Below are 16,084 nucleotides of genomic sequence, written 5' to 3' on the forward strand. Positions count from 1 at the left end.
CGGGGCAGTCGGTCACCGGCTCGTGACGGCCTCCACCGGGCGGGTCTTCAGCGTCAGCCTGCCGGGCAACGCCGTGGCGATCAGGGCGAGCACGGCCGCGGCGCCCACCGCCGTCGCGTACACCAGCGGCACCACTGTGGGCGCCGCGCCGCCCGTCATGCCGATGCTGAAGGCGGTCAGTACGGCGAGCGCGATACCGGTGCCGAGGACTGTGGCGACGGCCAGGACCGAAAGCGTCTCGATACGCAGCATCCGCAGCACCTGGCGGCGGGTCGCCCCGGCCAGTCTCAGGAGCGCGAACTCCTTGAGCCGTTCGGAGACCGACATGGCGAGCGTGTTGACGACGGCGATGGCGGTGAAGGCCAGGACCAGTCCCATGGCCAGCAGGTTGACCTCGGCGTTCTCCTGCCGGCGGTCCGCCTGGAGCCGGTCGGCGGTCTCCGGGGCGACGACGGCGACTCCCGGGAAACTCCGCAGCGCGGCCGTCAGTTCGCTGCGGCTCGCGTCCCCTGCGACCAGGACGGTCGCGGCGAGGGGATTGTCCATGTGACGGGCCAGCAGGTCGTGCGGCAGCGTCAGATCGCCGAAGCCCAGCCCGCGGCGGTAGACGGCCGCGACCGTGAGGGTGGCTGGGGTGCCGTCGCCCAGGTGCAGCTTCAGTTCGCTGCCGGGGCGCAGGCCCAGTTGATCGGCGGCCAGTTCACTGATGGCGGCGGAGCGGGAGTCCGCGCCGAACGCGGCGATCGAACCGCGCGTCACGCCGGGGTCCCAGGTGCGGGCGAGACCTGCTGTCGTGACTCCCTGGGCCTGGTACTTGGCGAGCCCGACCCGGACGGTGGTGCGGACCACCTCCGTGGCGGCGGTGACTCCGGGCGTCCTGCGCACGGCCTCGGCGGCTTCCGACGGCACGCCGGGACCCTGCGCGCCCAGCACCCAGGTGGCGCGGGTGCCCTCACGGGCCTGGGCCAGGGCGGCGTCGCCGAGGGTCGGCTGGGCGAAGAGAACCGTGCAGGTCATGCCGATGAGCAGGGTGAGCGGGGTGACGACGGAGGCCATCCGGGTGGAGTTCCCGCGGATGTTCGCGGTGGCCAGGATGCCGACGTGTCCGGCCGCCCGGTTCACGCCCGCCAGGAGGAACGCGGCCGCCCGGACCAGGAGCGGGCCGAGCAGCGACACCGCCGTGGCCAGCACCACCACGGCCAGGAACGTGACCGGGGTCGAGGCGGCCTCGGTGTGCAGGATGCCCAGCACCGCGACCAGCACCCCGCCGCCGATGAGCAGGACCAGACCGGCGGCGATCCGGCCCCGCGCCGGACGGCGGCGCTCGACGGCGGACTCGGCCATGGCCTCGGCTGGGCGGAGGCGGGCGATACGACGGCCGGAGATGCGGGCCGCGACCCTGGCGCCGAGGAGGGTGACGGCGAGCGCGGCACAGGCGGGAAGTATTCCGGCTGTCCGCTCCAGCGTCGCCGGAACCACACCCATGTCGATGAATCGACTGTGCAGCCAGGCGGCCAGCGGCAGCCCGGCCAGGGCCCCCAGCACTCCGGCGGCGGCACCCACCAGCAGTGCCTCCCGGCCGAGCAGGCGGCGGATCTGCCGCGACGTGGCGGCGATCGTACGCAGCAGCGCGAGTTCGCGGTGGCGTTGCTGGATGGAGAGCGCGAAGGTCCCGACGACCACGAGTACCGCGACCAGCAGCGAGGTTCCGCCCATGGCCCCGCCCATCGAGACCAGCTTGACCCTCGCGGCCGCAGCATCCAGGAACTCGACCGGACCGCGTTCGTCGCCCGTCGAGACCTGGGCGCCGGTGCCGTTGAGGGCCTGCTCGACCCGCTGCTTCAGCCGGCCGGTGTCCGTACCGGCTGCGGGCAGCACACCCAGGGCGGAGACCTGGCCCGGGCGGGCGGCAAGGCGTTCGGCCTCCGCCCCGGAGAAGAACAGTGAGGTCTGCTGCCGCAGTTCGCCGGGTCCGCGCGGGGCCGCGATGCCGCTGACACGGTACGTACGAGGAGCCTGCGTGGACTGCACGGTGATCCGGTCCCCGGTGGTCAGGCCGGCCCGTTCGGCGAGGCCCCGGTCGATCACCACGTCGCCGGACGAGGCGGGGGCGCGGCCGGCGACGAGGGCGAACGGAGTGAGCGGGGCGGACTCCCAGGAGTGTCCGTACGAGGGCGTGTCGCCGTCTCCCTCGCGGGTGGGGCGGGAGGACGTATCGCCGCTCCCGCTCCCGCCCTCTGAACTCGCAGGCCGGGCCGACAACGGCTCGGCGAGAAAGGTCAGTTCGGGGACGACCGCTCGTACACCCTTCAGGGCGCGGAGTCGGTCGGCGATGGTGGCGGGCAACCAGGCACGCTCGGCGACGGGCTTGGCCTTGTGCTTGATCTTCGTCTTCCCGTTCCCCTTGTGCTTGACCGTGGTCCGGTGGACGTTCTGGTCGGCGGAGACGACGACCGGGGCAGCGGCGTAGCGCTCGGTGGCGATCCGTCCGCGCAGGCCGGTCTCCAGAAGAGTGCCGCAGGCGGTGACGAGAGCGGCGGCGCACATAAGGGCCAGCAGCGCGCCGAGGAATCCTCCTTTGCGGTCGCGGACCGTACGCAGGGCATAGCGCAGCATCATGACGCGTCCGTCTCTCTTCCGTTGTCGTCCGTGCGCGCGCCGCGGGGCTCACGGCGGTCAGTGGCGTCTTCGCCCGGCCCCGGGAAGGCCAGCAGCCGGGTGTGGACCGTGCGGGCGCCCGGCGGCGTCTCCTCTTCGGGGCGCTTGTAGCGGTTCATGAGGGCGATGTACTCCTCGAAGAACTGCTGGAGTTCGGGGAGGGTGAGCCGCAGGGAGCCACGTGAGTACGCGTGCGCGTCGGCCCACTCGTCGGCCCCCGCGCCGTCTCCGGCAGCCCCGCCGCCCCCGCTCTCGCGCTGGAGCCGTTCGAAGAGTGCGAGGTCCGCGGCGTACGCGTGACGGTTCAGCTCGTCCATGACGAGCCGCATCCCGGGTGTCCGGCGGGACGGAGGCGGGAACCGGCGGTCACCGGGCACGGCCCGCCACCATCGTGCCCGGCCTCCGCCCGGCGCCTGCGGCACGGTGTCGTCGACGAAGCCGTACCGGGCCAGTTCGCGCAGGTGGTAGCTGGTGGCCCCGGTGTTCAGGCCCAGGGCGCGGGCGAGGATCGCCGAGGTCGCGGGGCCGTGCAGGGTGAGGTGCTGAAGGATCTGCTGGCGTCGCGGCTGGGCGAGGGCCTTGAGGGCGGCCAGCTCGGTGATCTCGGTACCGCCGGGCTTCTCTGGCATGCGTCACACACTGCTCTGTGCACAGATGACTGTGCACTGGAGCGTTCCGGCGTCTTCGAAGGGGGGGTATCCCCCGTGCCGGGCTTCCCTCCTTGCCCGGCTTCCCCGCTTGCTGGGCTTCCCACTTGCCAGGCTTCCCCGGCCTTCCCACTTGCCGGGCTTCCCCGCTTGCCGGCTGCCGGCTTGCCCGCTCAGGGCTCCCCCGCTCAGGGCCTGCCCGTCCCACCGTTCCCAGGCACACACCGACTGGGCCGGGCCGACCGCTCGCCATCCCCGAAATGCGGTGCGACACACCCGTATGGCCTCGCTCCGGTGGAGCGAACCGCGGACCGGACGGACATTCGCCTCAACGGCGAGGTCCGCCACGGCATCGCCATCACGCCGCCACGGCATCGCTTCACCACCGCTACGACGGGGAGCCCGCACCCATGCCGACCACCGCCACCGCCCTCACTCCCGACGAACTCGACGCCCAGGCCGCTCGCCTCCATGACACGGAGGCCTGGCAGCGGATCGTCACGGGCTGGGACCTCACCGTCCCCGAACCCCCGGTGCCCGTCTCGCCCGGTGCCGAGCAGAACCGTCCCGCACCGTCGGGCGACTGGCGCGACCTGCTGTCCGTACCGGTGGATCAGCTCATCGCCGACACGGTGCGCGCACTGCCCGCGGCCCTGCCGCGCGAGCGACCCCTCCCCGGGCGTCTCGGTGCGATGCTGCCCGACCGGCTCCATGCCTGGCGGCGCATCGGACAGCCGGAGGTGCGGCCCTCCGTCCATCTCGCCCATGCCCGTCAGATCCTGACCGAATGGGGCTGGCAGAACACCCCGTACCGGCTCCGCAACGCCAGGGGCGCCCGGTGCGTCTGCGGCGCCATGCTCACGGCACATCGGCTGGGCTATGGGTCGGCCCACACCGTCGACCGGGCCGGCGCCTGGCTCATCTCCGAGCTCCGCACCCAGGGATGGACCGGGCTGATCGGGCCCTGGAACCGCTACCCGGGGCGCACCTCCGCGGACGCCCTCGCCCTGATCGACGCCACCATCAGCCGCGCGGCCCGCGCCGGGCAGTAACGGCACAGGGAGCGATGGCGATCAGGCTCAACAGGTGGCGCAGTTCTTGCCGTTTCCGCCGATGCCAGTGCCGCTGACAGCGCCACTGCCGTTTATGCCGCCGTTGCCGATGCCGTTGCTGCCGCCGCTACCGATGCCGATGCCGATGCCGTCAGAACGGTTCGTCCAGCCCTTCCGTGTCCTCGCCCTCTTCTTCCAGGGCCCGGCGCACTACGCGCAGGGCCATGCCCTCCCCGTACCCCTTGCGGGCGAGCATGCCCGCAAGCCGGCGAAGGCGCTTGTCGCGCTCCAGGCCCCGGGTCGACCGGAGCTTGCGCGCAACGAGCTCACGCGCCGTCTCCTCCTCCTGCTCGGAGTCGAGCTGCCCGACGGCCTCGTCGATCACGGCTGAGTCCACGCCCTTGGTCCGCAGCTCACGGACGAGCGCGCGGCGGGCCAGACCGCGTCCGTGGTGCCGGGATTCCACCCAGGCACCGGCGAACGCGGCATCGTCGATCAGCCCGACGTCCTCGAAGCGCGAGAGCACCTCTTCGGCCGCCTCGTCCGGGATCTCCCGCTTGCGGAGGGCGTCCGCGAGCTGCTTGCGCGTGCGCGGGGTCCCGGTGAGCAGTCGCAGACAGATATTGCGCGCCTGCTCGACCGGGTCCAGCGGTTCCCTCTTCTCGGCCCTCGACGAGGAGGGGGAACCGCCGTCCCTGGAACGGGAGCGGGAACGGCGCCCCGCCCCCTCACCGAATCCGGCGCCCGAGGCCGTGCTTCTCCCACGGCCGGCTCTGACGGCCGGCCTGTGGGAGACATCGGACTCGTGGTCGGATCCGGCCGCTTGCCCGTCGTCGAATTCTTGCCCCGAGGCGAATTCGGGACCGGGGCCCGCGCCGGAATCATCGGCACTGCCCGGCCACTCCGTACGACGCGTCACGGTCTAGCTCTTGGCCGCCGCCGTCTTGGCCGGCTTGGTCTTGCCGGCCGGAGCGGGCACCGACTTCGCCGCGCCGTCGGCCGGAGCCGCCGCGCCTGCAGCGTCCGCGCCGGGTTCGGCGGCGGGCTCGGCCTCGGGCCGGACTCCGACGCCCAGCTTCTCGAGGATCTTCTTCTCGATCTCGTCGGCGAGGTCGGGGTTGTCCTTGAGGAAGTTGCGGGCGTTCTCCTTGCCCTGGCCGAGCTGGTCGCCCTCGTACGTGTACCAGGCGCCGGCCTTGCGGACGAAGCCGTGCTCCACACCCATGTCGATCAGGCCGCCCTCGCGGCTGATGCCCTGGCCGTAGAGGATGTCGAACTCGGCCTGCTTGAACGGCGGCGCGACCTTGTTCTTGACGACCTTGACGCGGGTGCGGTTACCGACCGCGTCGGTACCGTCCTTGAGCGTCTCGATACGCCGGATGTCCAGTCGCACCGAGGCATAGAACTTCAGCGCCCGGCCACCGGTGGTGGTCTCCGGCGAGCCGAACATCACACCGATCTTCTCGCGGAGCTGGTTGATGAAGATCGCGGTGGTCTTGGACTGGTTGAGCGCGCTGGTGATCTTCCGCAGGGCCTGGCTCATGAGACGCGCCTGCAGACCCACGTGCGAGTCACCCATCTCGCCCTCGATCTCCGCGCGCGGCACGAGCGCCGCGACGGAGTCGATCACGATCAGGTCGAGCGCACCCGAGCGGACCAGCATGTCCACGATCTCGAGGGCCTGCTCACCGTTGTCCGGCTGGGACAGGATGAGGTTGTCGATGTCGACGCCGAGCTTCTTCGCGTACTCCGGGTCGAGCGCGTGCTCCGCGTCGATGAAGGCCACCTGGCCGCCGAGCTTCTGTGCGTTCGCCACGGCGTGCAGCGTCAGCGTCGTCTTACCGGAGGACTCCGGCCCGTACACCTCCACCACGCGGCCGCGCGGCAGACCGCCGACGCCGAGCGCCACGTCCAGCGCGGTGGACCCGGTGGGAATCACCTCGATGGGCTCGTTCGGCCGCTCACCTAGGCGCATCACCGCGCCCTTGCCGAATTGCCGTTCAATCTGTGCGAGTGCGGCGTCCAGCGCCTTCTCGCGGTCGGTTCCTGCCATGGGTTCCACCCGATTTGCTTGAGTCGATCGCTTCACGTCAAAGACGCTAACCCCTGCCACTGACAATGGGCCTCGACGTCCTCCCGGCCTGTGGACAACTCCACGGTCGAGCCCGGGAAAACCCGGCCGGAATCCCATGAGAATGGATGTTCGATTTTGGTGTCAAGCGCACCACGCCGCACCGGCTCGCCCTCAGGATAGCGCCCCTAAGTAGGGCATTCAGGAGAGAAGATCGCCTATGCGGCGCCTAGCCAGAATTTACGCAGATGGGGCAATGCGGGCGGGCCGCAGGGGCGCCGCGCCTCAGGAGCGCGGCTGCGGGTCCTGCGGCTCGTCGCCCTCCCCCTGGCCGCCCTCGGCCTCGGGGGCGTGCCAGATCCGGCGCAGCCGCACGGCCAACGGTTCACCACGCCGCCACTGATGGCGTCCGTGCACCCGGGGGTCGTCCGTGACGTCGTAGCGCTTCACGTAGGCGCCGAGGAAGGCCTGCAGCGTGGCGACGGCCGGAATGGCGATCAGCGCACCGACGGCACCCATCAGGGCCGTGCCGGCGATGACCGAGCCGAAGGCGACCGCCGGATGGATGTCCACGGTCTTCGAGGTCAGCTTGGGCTGCAGCACGTAGTTCTCGAACTGCTGGTACACCACGACGAATCCGAGGACCCACAGCGCGTACCAGGGGTCGACGGTGAACGCGATCAGCATCGGCAGGGCGCCCGCCAGATACGTACCGATCGTGGGGATGAACTGCGAGACGAGCCCCACCCATACCGCGAGCACCGGCGCGTACGGCACTCCCAGGGCCAGCAGCAGGATGTAGTGCGCGACTCCGGAGATGAGCGCCATCAGCCCGCGCGAGTAGAGGTACCCGCCCGTTTTGTCGACTGCGATCTCCCAGGCCCGCAGCACCTCGGCCTGGCGGGACGGAGGGAGGACGGAGCACAGCGCGCGGCGCAGCCGGGGGCCGTCGGCCGCGAAGTAGAACGAGAACAGGAAGATCGTCAGCAGCCGGAACAGGCCGCCGAGGACCGTGGTGGACACGTCAAGGACACCGCTCGCACTGTTCTGGACGTACTTCTGCAACCAGTCGGAGTGCAGCAGGCTGTCCTGCACCTCGACACGGGAGAGCTCTGTGCGGAAGGTCTGGTTGACCCAGTTGATCACCGAGTCGAGGTACTTCGGGAAGTCCTCCACCATGTCGACGATCTGGCCCGCGAGCATCGAGCTGAGCAGCACGACGAAGCCGGCGCCGGCGATCAGCACGCCGAGGAAGACCAGGAAGGTGGCGAAGCCCCGGCGTATGCCGCGGGCCGACATCCGGCTCACCGCGGGTTCGATCGCGAGCGCCAGGAAGAAGGCGATCAGCACATTGATCAAGAGACCGATGAGCTGGTCGAAGGCCCAGCTGCCGAGCCGGAAACAGGCGTAGAGCGCCAGCGCCAGCACCATGGCACGCGGCAGCCAGCCGGGCATGCGGGCGCGCCCGGCGCCGGACTGCGGGGGCGGCGGCGCGGTCGGCGGGACGGGCGGGTCGAGGGGCGGCTGGGTCTGAGCGGTCTCGTCTGTCGGTGCCACGGAGCAAGTCTCGCCTACCGCACGGACGCGCGGTCGCGCCCCCCGGCTCCGGCCAGGCCGCCGTACCGCCCCGAATCGCGCTTCAGCGCTTGTCCGCGGGGATGTCCACGGCCGTGCACACCCCACGCCAGACGTCCTTGGTCTCCCAACCCGCGTCCAGTGCCTGCCGCACTGTGCGCCCGCCGAGCTCGGCCATCACATGGTCGCGCGCGAAGGAGTCGGCGTACCCCGCGCCGAAGTGGTCCGCCATCCGTTCCCAGAAAATCGTCAACCGCATGCCACCAGTATCCCGCTCCTGAGAGTGCAGCCTGGCCGCCCGGCCTTACCGAGAGCGCTTGCCGTCCTACGGTCGGTGCATGGCTGGAACCGGAACAAGTCCCCTCAACCGTGCCGAGCAGTTCATCTGGCTCACGGCCCGCGTCCTGGAACAGCGGCGGTTCGCCCATCACTTCCTGAAAGGAAGTGCGGACGCCGTGGAGACAGCGCTCGCAGCGTTCCTCAACGAGGACGGCGGATACGGTCACGCGCTCGAACCCGATCTGCGAGGCCCTGTGAGTCAGCCGCTCCACACGGCACACGCGCTGAGCGTCCTCGACTCCATCGATCGCTGCGGCGGGCTCCGGGTGGAGCGGATCTGCCGATTCCTGACCGCCGTGTCCACCAAGGAGGGCGCCTTACCTGCTCTGCTCCCCTCGCAACGCGGTTACCCGGCCGCGCCGTTCATCCCGGTCGTCGACGACCCACCGGCCGAACTGCTGGTCACCGGGCCCGTCGTCGGGCTGCTCCACCGCAATTCGGTGTGGCACGCCTGGCTGTTCCGGGCGACGGACTTCTGCTGGGCGGCCGTCGACGCCCTGGAGGTGTCGCATCCCTACGAGATCGAGGCCGCGGTCGCTTTCCTCGACGGTGCGCCGGACCGGCCGCGGGCCGAGGCCGCTGCCGACCGGCTCGGGCGTCTGGTGCGCGACCAGCGGCTCGTCGCCCTGGACCCGGAGCGGCGTGCGGAGTACCCCGTGGCGCCCGGGTACGCGCCGGGTGAGCAGCACTTTCCGTACGACTACGCCCGCGCGCCCGAGTCGCTCGCCCGGCGCTGGTTCACCGACGCGGAGATGGATCGCGCGCTGGACCATCTTTCGGCCGGGCAGCAGCCGGACGGCGGCTGGCCCGTGGCCTGGCGGCAGTGGGCCCCGGGAACCGCTCTGGAGGGGCGCCCCCTGGTCACGCTCAGAGCCCTGCAGACGCTTCGGGCGTACGGGCGCGGTCTGGACTGACCACGGGGCGCCGGGGCCCGGGCGGCTGCCGACCGCCCGGCTCTCACACGCTGCCGTGGCTCCCCTGCCCGGTGTCGTGCGGGAGCAGGGCCGCGATGGCCGGCGCGGTGCCGCGCGGGGAGCCCAGGTCGAGCCCGCGCAGCTCCGCGAGCCGGGCGAGCCGGTTGTCGACGGTGCTGGGATGCGGCCCGAGGAGTACGGCGGTGAGGCGCCGGTCCTGCTGCTGCGCCAGATACGTCGGGCATACGTCCACAGGCCACAAGTAGGGGCCACAGAGGGTCACGGGTAAGGGGCTCGGTCAATGGACCGAGCCCCTTACCCCCTCGAGCGCCGTCGCAGGCGCGGTCAGCCGAGGGCGCGTACTCCGGCGGTGACGGCCACGGCCACCCCCACGACAACGAGGAAGGGCGCACGCAGCACGAGGGCGAGGGCAGCGGCGGCGAGCCCGGCTCCTCTGGCGTCGAGCACCAGGTGCTGGCCGGTACCAAAGGCCTGCTGAGCGGTCAGCGCTGCCAGCAGGGCCACCGGAAGCAGAGCGGCCAGGCGCTGCACGACGGGACGCTCCAGGGCGCCGGCCGGCACGAGAAGGCCCAGGAGCTTGGCGAGGTAACAGCCGACGGCGGTCAGTGCGATGGCTATCCAGACGTTCATCGGCCGTCCTCCTGCGTGGTGGTGCGCGGTGCCCCGGTCTTCGCGGCCGCCTTCTCCGCTTCCTGCCCCTGCCCGGCCTCCCCGGCCGGTTCATCCGGGGTCCCGTCCTTGCCGCGTCCCATCAGCCCGTCCTTGCCGCGTCCCATCAGGAAGAGGACGACCGGCGCCGCGAGCGCGGCCAGCAGGACGGGCACCCCTGCGGGCAGAACGGGCAGCAGGCCGAGCGCGAGCACGACGGCGAGCGCGGCGGTGACCCGCTCAGTCGTGCTCTTCAGCATCGGTGCGAGCAGGGCGAGGAAGACGGCGGGGCCCGCCGCGTCAAGCCCCCAGGCGGCGGTGTCCCCGAGTGCCTCGGCGCCGAGCGCGCCGACCAGCGTGGTGAGGTTCCACAGCACGTAGAGCGTGAGTCCGGTGACGGTGAATCCGATCCGGGCGGCGCGCCGGGTGGGCTGGGGCAGCGTCACGGCAGTCGTCTCGTCGATGACCCACTGGGCGGCGAGGGGACGCAGGGCACGCGGCAGCGCGAGCAACTGCGACAGCCGCAGGCCGTAGAAGGAATTGCGTACGCCGAGAAAGAAGGCACCGGCAGCCGCGGTGTACGGGTTGCCGCCGGCGGCCAGGGCGCCCACCAGGGCGAACTGGGAGGCGCCGGTGAACACGAGGAGGCTGAGCGCGCAGGTCTGCAGCAGGCTCAGTCCGGACCCGGCCGAGGTGACGCCGAACGCGAAGCCGGAGAGGCCGACGGCTATGCCGACGCCGAGTGCGTCACGTACGACGGCCGCGTCCGGTTTGGCCTCGGCGGTGATCGCGGTGCCGCCGGGCGGGCCGGCGACGCTCTGAGGGGGTGCTGTCTGTTCTGCCACGCCCGGGACGCTACCCGGGCAGTCCGGGGCCGGTCTTGTACGTTCTTGCACGTTCCCGCTGGTAGGCGCCCGGGGGCACCCCCACGATCCGGGTGAAATGGCGGTTGAGATGGGGCTGGTCGGTGAAGCCGACCGCGGCCGCAGCCGCGGCGGGGGCGGTGCCCGCGTCGAGCATCCGTCGCGCACGCCGGACGCGCGCGTCGGTGAGCCAGGTGTGCGGCGGCATCCCGTACTGCTTCTTGAAGGCCCGGAGCAGCGCGAACGGACTCGTGCCGAGTTCGGTGGCCAGTGCCTCCAGGGTGGGCGGCTCCGACATCCTGCTCTCCAGTACGGCACGGGCCCGCGCCGCGTCCCGCGCGCCGGCCGCCCGGGGCCCCGGAGCGGGCAGGACGCTGCCGTGCTGGGTGAGCAGACGCGTGACCAGGACCCGCAGCACGCTGTCCGCCGCCAACGCGTTGCCCTCCTCCGCTGCCCGGTGGACCTCCCCGATGAGACGCGCAGCGTAGGGATCGGCCACGCTGGTCTCCGTGAAGCCGACGGTGCCGCGCAGCTTCGTCATGTCGGCCGCGATGGCGTTGACGGCCTGGGCGGACGGGTAGAGCGTGGCGTACACCCAGCCCTCGGGAACACCGGCCCTCGCGGTGTGCGGCACCTCAGGATTGATCATGACGACGGAGCCGGGGCCCGCGTGGACGGTGCCACCGGGCAGCTCGACGTCCTCGACGCCCTGGGTGACGGCGCCGAACACATAGCCCTCGTGGCTGTGGCGCGGGAAGGTGTGGCGGATGTAGCGGGCGCGCAGCAGGTCGAGGTCGGGCAGCTCCGCGTACTGCCAGTGCCTCGCCCACTCCGCCGGTCCCGTCGCTCCTGCCATGCTCGAATTCTCGCAGTTCGCGGGCTGCGGGTGCCTCGGACCAGCGGCCGGCCCAGCCGTCGCGGCCCGATCCGCGGGCGGCACGCGATCTGGCGGGACCGTTTCCGGGGCCGTTGTCAGTGCCGGGGTGCACGATGGGGGACATGACCGGCTCCGCACTCGATGCGTTCTCCCCCGCGACCCGTAGCTGGTTCACGGGGGCCTTCAGCGCGCCGACAGCCGCGCAGGAAGGCGCCTGGCGCGCGATCGGCGAGGGGTCGGACGTCCTGGTCGTCGCTCCGACCGGATCGGGAAAGACCCTGGCCGCCTTCCTCGCCGCCCTGGACCAGCTGACCGCGGTCCCGCCGCCCGCCGAGGCGAAGAAGCGCTGCCGTGTGCTGTACGTATCGCCACTCAAGGCGCTGGCCGTCGACGTGGAGCGCAATCTCCGCTCGCCGCTGACCGGCATCCGCCAGGAATCGGCGCGCCTGGGGCTGCCCGAGCCCGAGGTGCGCGTGGGCATCCGTTCCGGCGACACCCCGCCCGCCGAGCGCCGCTCGATGGCTACGAGGCCGCCGGACATCCTGATCACCACACCCGAGTCCCTCTTCCTGATGCTGACGTCCTCGGCGCGGGAGGCACTGGCCGGAATCGAAACGGTGATTCTCGACGAGGTGCACGCGGTCGCGGGCACCAAGCGGGGCGCCCATCTCGCCGTGTCGCTCGAGCGGCTCGACGAGCTGCTGCCCCGCCCGGCCCGGCGCATCGGTCTCTCGGCCACCGTTCGCCCGGTCGACGAGGTCGCACGTTTTCTCTCACCCCTGCGGAAGGTGGAGATCGTCCAGCCGCCGTCCACCAAGCAGTTCGATCTGTCGGTGGTCGTGCCGGTGGAGGATCTGGGTGAGCTCGGCGGCTCCCCCGCCACCGACCTGGACTCCGGCCAGACGGACAAGCCGTCGATCTGGCCCCATGTGGAGGAGCGGATCGCCGATCTCGTCCAGGCCCACCGCTCCACGATCGTCTTCGCCAACTCCCGCCGGCTCGCCGAGCGGCTCTGCAACCGGCTCAACGAGATCGCGTACGAGCGGGCCACGGGCGAGACGATGCCCGAGGCGCACTCCCCCGCCGAGGTCATGGCGGAGTCCGGTGCGGCGAAGGGCGCGCCCCCGCTCCTCGCCCGGGCCCACCACGGATCGGTGTCCAAGGAGCAGCGCGCGCAGGTGGAGGAGGACCTCAAGGCGGGCCGGCTGCCCGCGGTGGTCGCCACCTCCAGCCTGGAGCTGGGGATCGACATGGGGGCGGTCGACCTGGTCATCCAGGTCGAGTCGCCGCCGTCGGTCGCTTCCGGACTTCAGCGGGTCGGCCGTGCCGGGCATCAGGTCGGCGCGGTCTCCACCGGGGTCGTCTTCCCGAAGTACCGGGGCGACCTGGTGCAGGCGGCCGTCGTCACCGAACGCATGCGTGAAGGATCCATCGAGGCGCTGCGGGTCCCTGCCAATCCCCTGGACGTACTGGCCCAGCAACTGGTCGCGATGGTCGCCCTGGACAGCTGGCAGGTGGACGACCTGCTGGCGGTGACCCGCCGGGCCGCGCCCTTCGCCTCGCTCCCCGAGTCGGCGTTCACCGCCGTACTCGACATGCTCGCCGGCCGCTACCCGTCCGACGCCTTCGCCGAGCTGCGTCCCCGAGTCGTCTGGGACCGGGTCGCCGGTACGGTCACCGGCCGTCCGGGCGCCCAGCGGCTCGCCGTCACCTCCGGTGGCACGATCCCCGATCGCGGCCTGTTCGGGGTCTTCCTCGCCGGCTCCGACCCCAAGAAGGGCGGCGGCCGGGTCGGGGAGCTGGACGAGGAGATGGTGTACGAGTCCCGGGTCGGCGACGTCTTCACCCTGGGGACCACGTCGTGGCGGATCGAGGACATCACCCGCGACCGGGTCCTGGTCTCGCCCGCACCGGGTGTTCCGGGACGGCTGCCGTTCTGGAAGGGCGACCAGCTGGGCCGTCCGCTGGAGCTGGGGCGTGCGCTGGGCGCCTTTCTCCGCGAGCTCGGCGGGCTGTCCCCGGACGATGCCCGGCAGCGGCTGCTGGCCGCGGGTCTGGACACGTGGGCCGTGGACAACGTGCTGTCCTACATCGACGAGCAACGCCGGGCCTGCGGCCATGTGCCGGACGACCGGACCATCCTCGTCGAGCGCTTCCGGGACGAGCTGGGCGACTGGCGCGTCGTCGTGCACTCCCCGTTCGGCGCCCAGGTGCACGCCCCGTGGGCGCTCGCCCTCAGCGCCCGCCTCGCCGAGCGGTACGGCATGGACGCCCAGGTCATGCATGCCGACGACGGCATCGTGCTGAGGCTCCCGGACGCGGACATGATGGGCTTGGACCTCCTCGACTTCGACCCCGTCCAGGATCCGTCCCAGGCACCCGCAGCGGCACCGCTCCCTCCCGCCAACACCGCCCTCGACAGCGACCAGCCCCCGGTCGGCGCCGCCGATGTGGCCTTCGACAAGGGCGAGATCGAGCAGATCGTCACTGACCAGGTCGGCGGTTCCGCCCTGTTCGCCTCGCGGTTCCGCGAGTGCGCGGCCCGCGCGCTGCTGCTGCCCCGGCGCAGCCCCGGCAAGCGCACACCACTGTGGCAACAGCGTCAGCGGGCCGCTCAGCTCCTCCAGGTCGCCTCCGAGTTCGGCTCGTTCCCCATCGTTCTCGAAGCGGTCCGCGAATGTCTCCAGGACGTCTTCGACGTACCCGGGCTCACCGAGGTAATGGGCGACCTTGAAGCCCGCCGGATCCGTCTGGTCGAGGTGACCACGCCGGAGCCTTCCCCGTTCGCCCGCTCGCTCCTGTTCGGGTATGTCGCGCAGTTCCTGTACGAGGGCGACTCCCCGCTCGCCGAGCGACGGGCCGCCGCTCTCTCGCTCGACTCCCACCTCCTGGCCGAACTGCTGGGCCGCGCGGAGCTGCGCGAACTGCTCGACGCCGAGGTCCTGACCGAACTGGAGCGGGAGCTCCAGTGGCTGGCCGAGGACCGCCGGGTCAAGGACGTCGAAGGGGTCGCCGACCTGCTGCGGGTCCTCGGCCCGCTCACCGATTCGGAACTGACCGAGCGCGGTGCCGAGCCTCAATGGGCGCAGGAGCTGGCATCTGCACGCCGAGCCATCCAGGTCCGGATCGGCGTGCAGATGCCAGCTCNCGGCCGGATCGTCCAGGGCGAGTTCCACCCCGCCGGTATCGGCCAGGAGTGGTGCGACGCCACGGTGCTGCGGCGGCTGCGGCGCCGCTCGCTCGCCGCGCTCCGCCATGAGCTGGAGCCGGTCCCTCCAGCCGCGCTGGCGGGGTTCCTCCCCCAGTGGCAGCATCTCGGCGACAACACCCTGCGCGGCATCGACGGACTGGCGCGCGCCGTGGAGCAGTTGCAGGGCGCACCTGTCCCCGCGTCGGCGTTGGAGAAGCTCATCCTGCCGAGCCGGGTCAGCGGCTACTCCCCGGCGCTCCTGGACGAACTCACCACCACCGGCGAGGTCGTGTGGGCCGGTGCGGGGGCTCTGCCGGGCAAGGACGGCTGGCTCTCCCTCTACCCGGCCGACAGCGCGCCCCTTCTCCTGCCTCCCCCGCGCCCGCTCGAACTCAGCGCACTGCACGAATCCGTACTGACCGCGCTCAGCGGGGGGTACGGGCTCTTCTTCCGGCAGATCGCCGATCAGGTCCGCGCCACCACGCACCCGGACTCCACCGATCCCCAACTCGCGGACGCCCTCTGGGATCTCGCCTGGTCGGGCCGCCTCACCAACGACACCCTCGCCCCGCTGCGCGCACTCCTTGGCTCAGGGCGCACGGCCGGATCGACCGCGCATCGCGCCAAACGCAACGTTCCGCGCGGCCGTTACGGCTCCCTGACCGCCTCTGCACGCCCCGTCTCGCGTACCGGTCCGCCCACGGTCTCGGGCCGCTGGTCCCTGCTGCCCTCCACCGAACCCGAACCCACGCACCGGGCCCACGCCCTGGCCCGCACCCTCCTGGACCGGCACGGTGTGGTGACGCGTGGTGCGGTCCAGGCCGAGGGTGTCGAGGGCGGCTTCTCCGCCGCGTACCGCGTGCTGTCCGCCTTCGAGGACAACGGGCAGGCGCGCCGCGGCTATGTCGTGGAGGGGCTGGGGGCCGCGCAGTTCGCCATGGACGGCGCGGTTGACCGGCTCCGCGCCGCCTCCACCGCCCGCGACCGCACGGAACCGGGCGCGAACCCCCGCGCGCTGGTCCTCGCCGCGGCCGACCCCGCCAACGCCTATGGGGCGGCCCTGCCGTGGCCCGAGCCACCGGCCGGGGCCGGCCACAAGCCGGGCCGGAAGGCCGGCTCCCTCGTCGTCCTGGTGGACGGCGAGCTGACGCTCTACATGGAGCGCGGTGGTCGTCCGGGTCGGTCGTCCAGGCGAGCAGCGTCTTACCACCGCGCTCCATGTAGAGCGT

At 71.9% G+C, this 16,084-nt stretch carries 12 protein-coding genes and 2 pseudogenes; 4 read left to right on the top strand and 10 right to left on the bottom strand.

The features are described from left to right. Positions 1-12: 12 nt before the first annotated feature. Both JGS39_RS24725 and JGS39_RS24730 read right to left on the bottom strand, forming a co-directional pair. Entirely contained in the window at positions 13-2,619 is a 2,607-nt protein-coding gene (locus JGS39_RS24725; protein ID WP_219571653.1) for an FtsX-like permease family protein, read from the bottom strand. Beyond that, on the bottom strand, positions 2,616-3,287 hold the full coding sequence (locus JGS39_RS24730) for an ArsR/SmtB family transcription factor (protein ID WP_219571654.1): 672 nt from the start codon (positions 3,285-3,287) through the stop codon (positions 2,616-2,618). The genes JGS39_RS24725 and JGS39_RS24730 overlap by 4 nt, the downstream gene beginning before the upstream one ends. 428 nt (positions 3,288-3,715) lie before the next feature. Between JGS39_RS24730 and JGS39_RS24735 the strand changes: the two genes are divergently transcribed. Then, complete coding sequence (locus JGS39_RS24735) at positions 3,716-4,357, top strand: DUF6197 family protein (RefSeq protein ID WP_219571655.1); 642 nt, start codon at positions 3,716-3,718, stop codon at positions 4,355-4,357. A gap of 151 nt (positions 4,358-4,508) precedes the next feature. Here JGS39_RS24735 and recX read toward each other — a convergent pair whose 3' ends face one another. From recX to JGS39_RS24755, 4 genes are all read right to left on the bottom strand, one after another. Next, positions 4,509-5,276, bottom strand: a complete 768-nt coding sequence (gene recX / locus JGS39_RS24740; protein WP_219571656.1) for a recombination regulator RecX — start codon at positions 5,274-5,276, stop codon at positions 4,509-4,511. Between the two features lie 3 nt (positions 5,277-5,279). After that, entirely contained in the window at positions 5,280-6,410 is a 1,131-nt protein-coding gene (gene recA / locus JGS39_RS24745) for a recombinase RecA (RefSeq protein WP_219571657.1), read from the bottom strand. Between the two features lie 303 nt (positions 6,411-6,713). Continuing rightward, complete coding sequence (locus JGS39_RS24750; protein ID WP_219571665.1) at positions 6,714-7,883, bottom strand: AI-2E family transporter; 1,170 nt, start codon at positions 7,881-7,883, stop codon at positions 6,714-6,716. 184 nt (positions 7,884-8,067) lie between these two features. Then, entirely contained in the window at positions 8,068-8,262 is a 195-nt protein-coding gene (locus JGS39_RS24755) for a DUF3046 domain-containing protein (RefSeq protein WP_219571658.1), read from the bottom strand. A 79-nt stretch (positions 8,263-8,341) separates the two neighbouring features. On the opposite strand from JGS39_RS24755, the gene JGS39_RS24760 reads away from it, so the two are divergent. After that, positions 8,342-9,256, top strand: a complete 915-nt coding sequence (locus JGS39_RS24760) for a hypothetical protein (protein ID WP_219571659.1) — start codon at positions 8,342-8,344, stop codon at positions 9,254-9,256. Between the two features lie 43 nt (positions 9,257-9,299). Here JGS39_RS24760 and JGS39_RS24765 read toward each other — a convergent pair whose 3' ends face one another. From JGS39_RS24765 to JGS39_RS24780, 4 genes are all read right to left on the bottom strand, one after another. Next, positions 9,300-9,509, bottom strand: coding sequence for a helix-turn-helix domain-containing protein (locus JGS39_RS24765; RefSeq protein ID WP_308120667.1), 210 nt, complete (start codon positions 9,507-9,509; stop codon positions 9,300-9,302). A gap of 92 nt (positions 9,510-9,601) precedes the next feature. After that, the gene (locus JGS39_RS24770; RefSeq protein ID WP_219571661.1) at positions 9,602-9,907 is read right to left on the bottom strand and encodes an AzlD domain-containing protein; all 306 of its coding nucleotides are present in this window, start codon (positions 9,905-9,907) and stop codon (positions 9,602-9,604) included. Further along, a complete protein-coding gene (locus JGS39_RS24775; RefSeq protein WP_306071870.1) occupies positions 9,904-10,770 on the bottom strand; it encodes an AzlC family ABC transporter permease in 867 nt (288 codons plus the stop codon). The genes JGS39_RS24770 and JGS39_RS24775 overlap by 4 nt, the downstream gene beginning before the upstream one ends. Before the next feature lie 10 nt (positions 10,771-10,780). Continuing rightward, the gene (locus tag JGS39_RS24780) at positions 10,781-11,644 is read right to left on the bottom strand and encodes an AraC family transcriptional regulator (protein ID WP_219571662.1); all 864 of its coding nucleotides are present in this window, start codon (positions 11,642-11,644) and stop codon (positions 10,781-10,783) included. A 143-nt stretch (positions 11,645-11,787) separates the two neighbouring features. Between JGS39_RS24780 and JGS39_RS24785 the strand changes: the two are divergent. Together JGS39_RS24785 and JGS39_RS42115 are read left to right on the top strand one after the other, a co-directional pair. Continuing rightward, positions 11,788-14,793: pseudogene (locus JGS39_RS24785) on the top strand (DEAD/DEAH box helicase); the annotation flags it as partial. A 15-nt stretch (positions 14,794-14,808) separates the two neighbouring features. Beyond that, a pseudogene (locus tag JGS39_RS42115) lies at positions 14,809-16,084 on the top strand (Lhr family ATP-dependent helicase); the annotation flags it as partial.

Source organism: Streptomyces poriferorum (assembly GCF_019399235.1).
Lineage (GTDB): Bacteria > Actinomycetota > Actinomycetes > Streptomycetales > Streptomycetaceae > Streptomyces > Streptomyces poriferorum.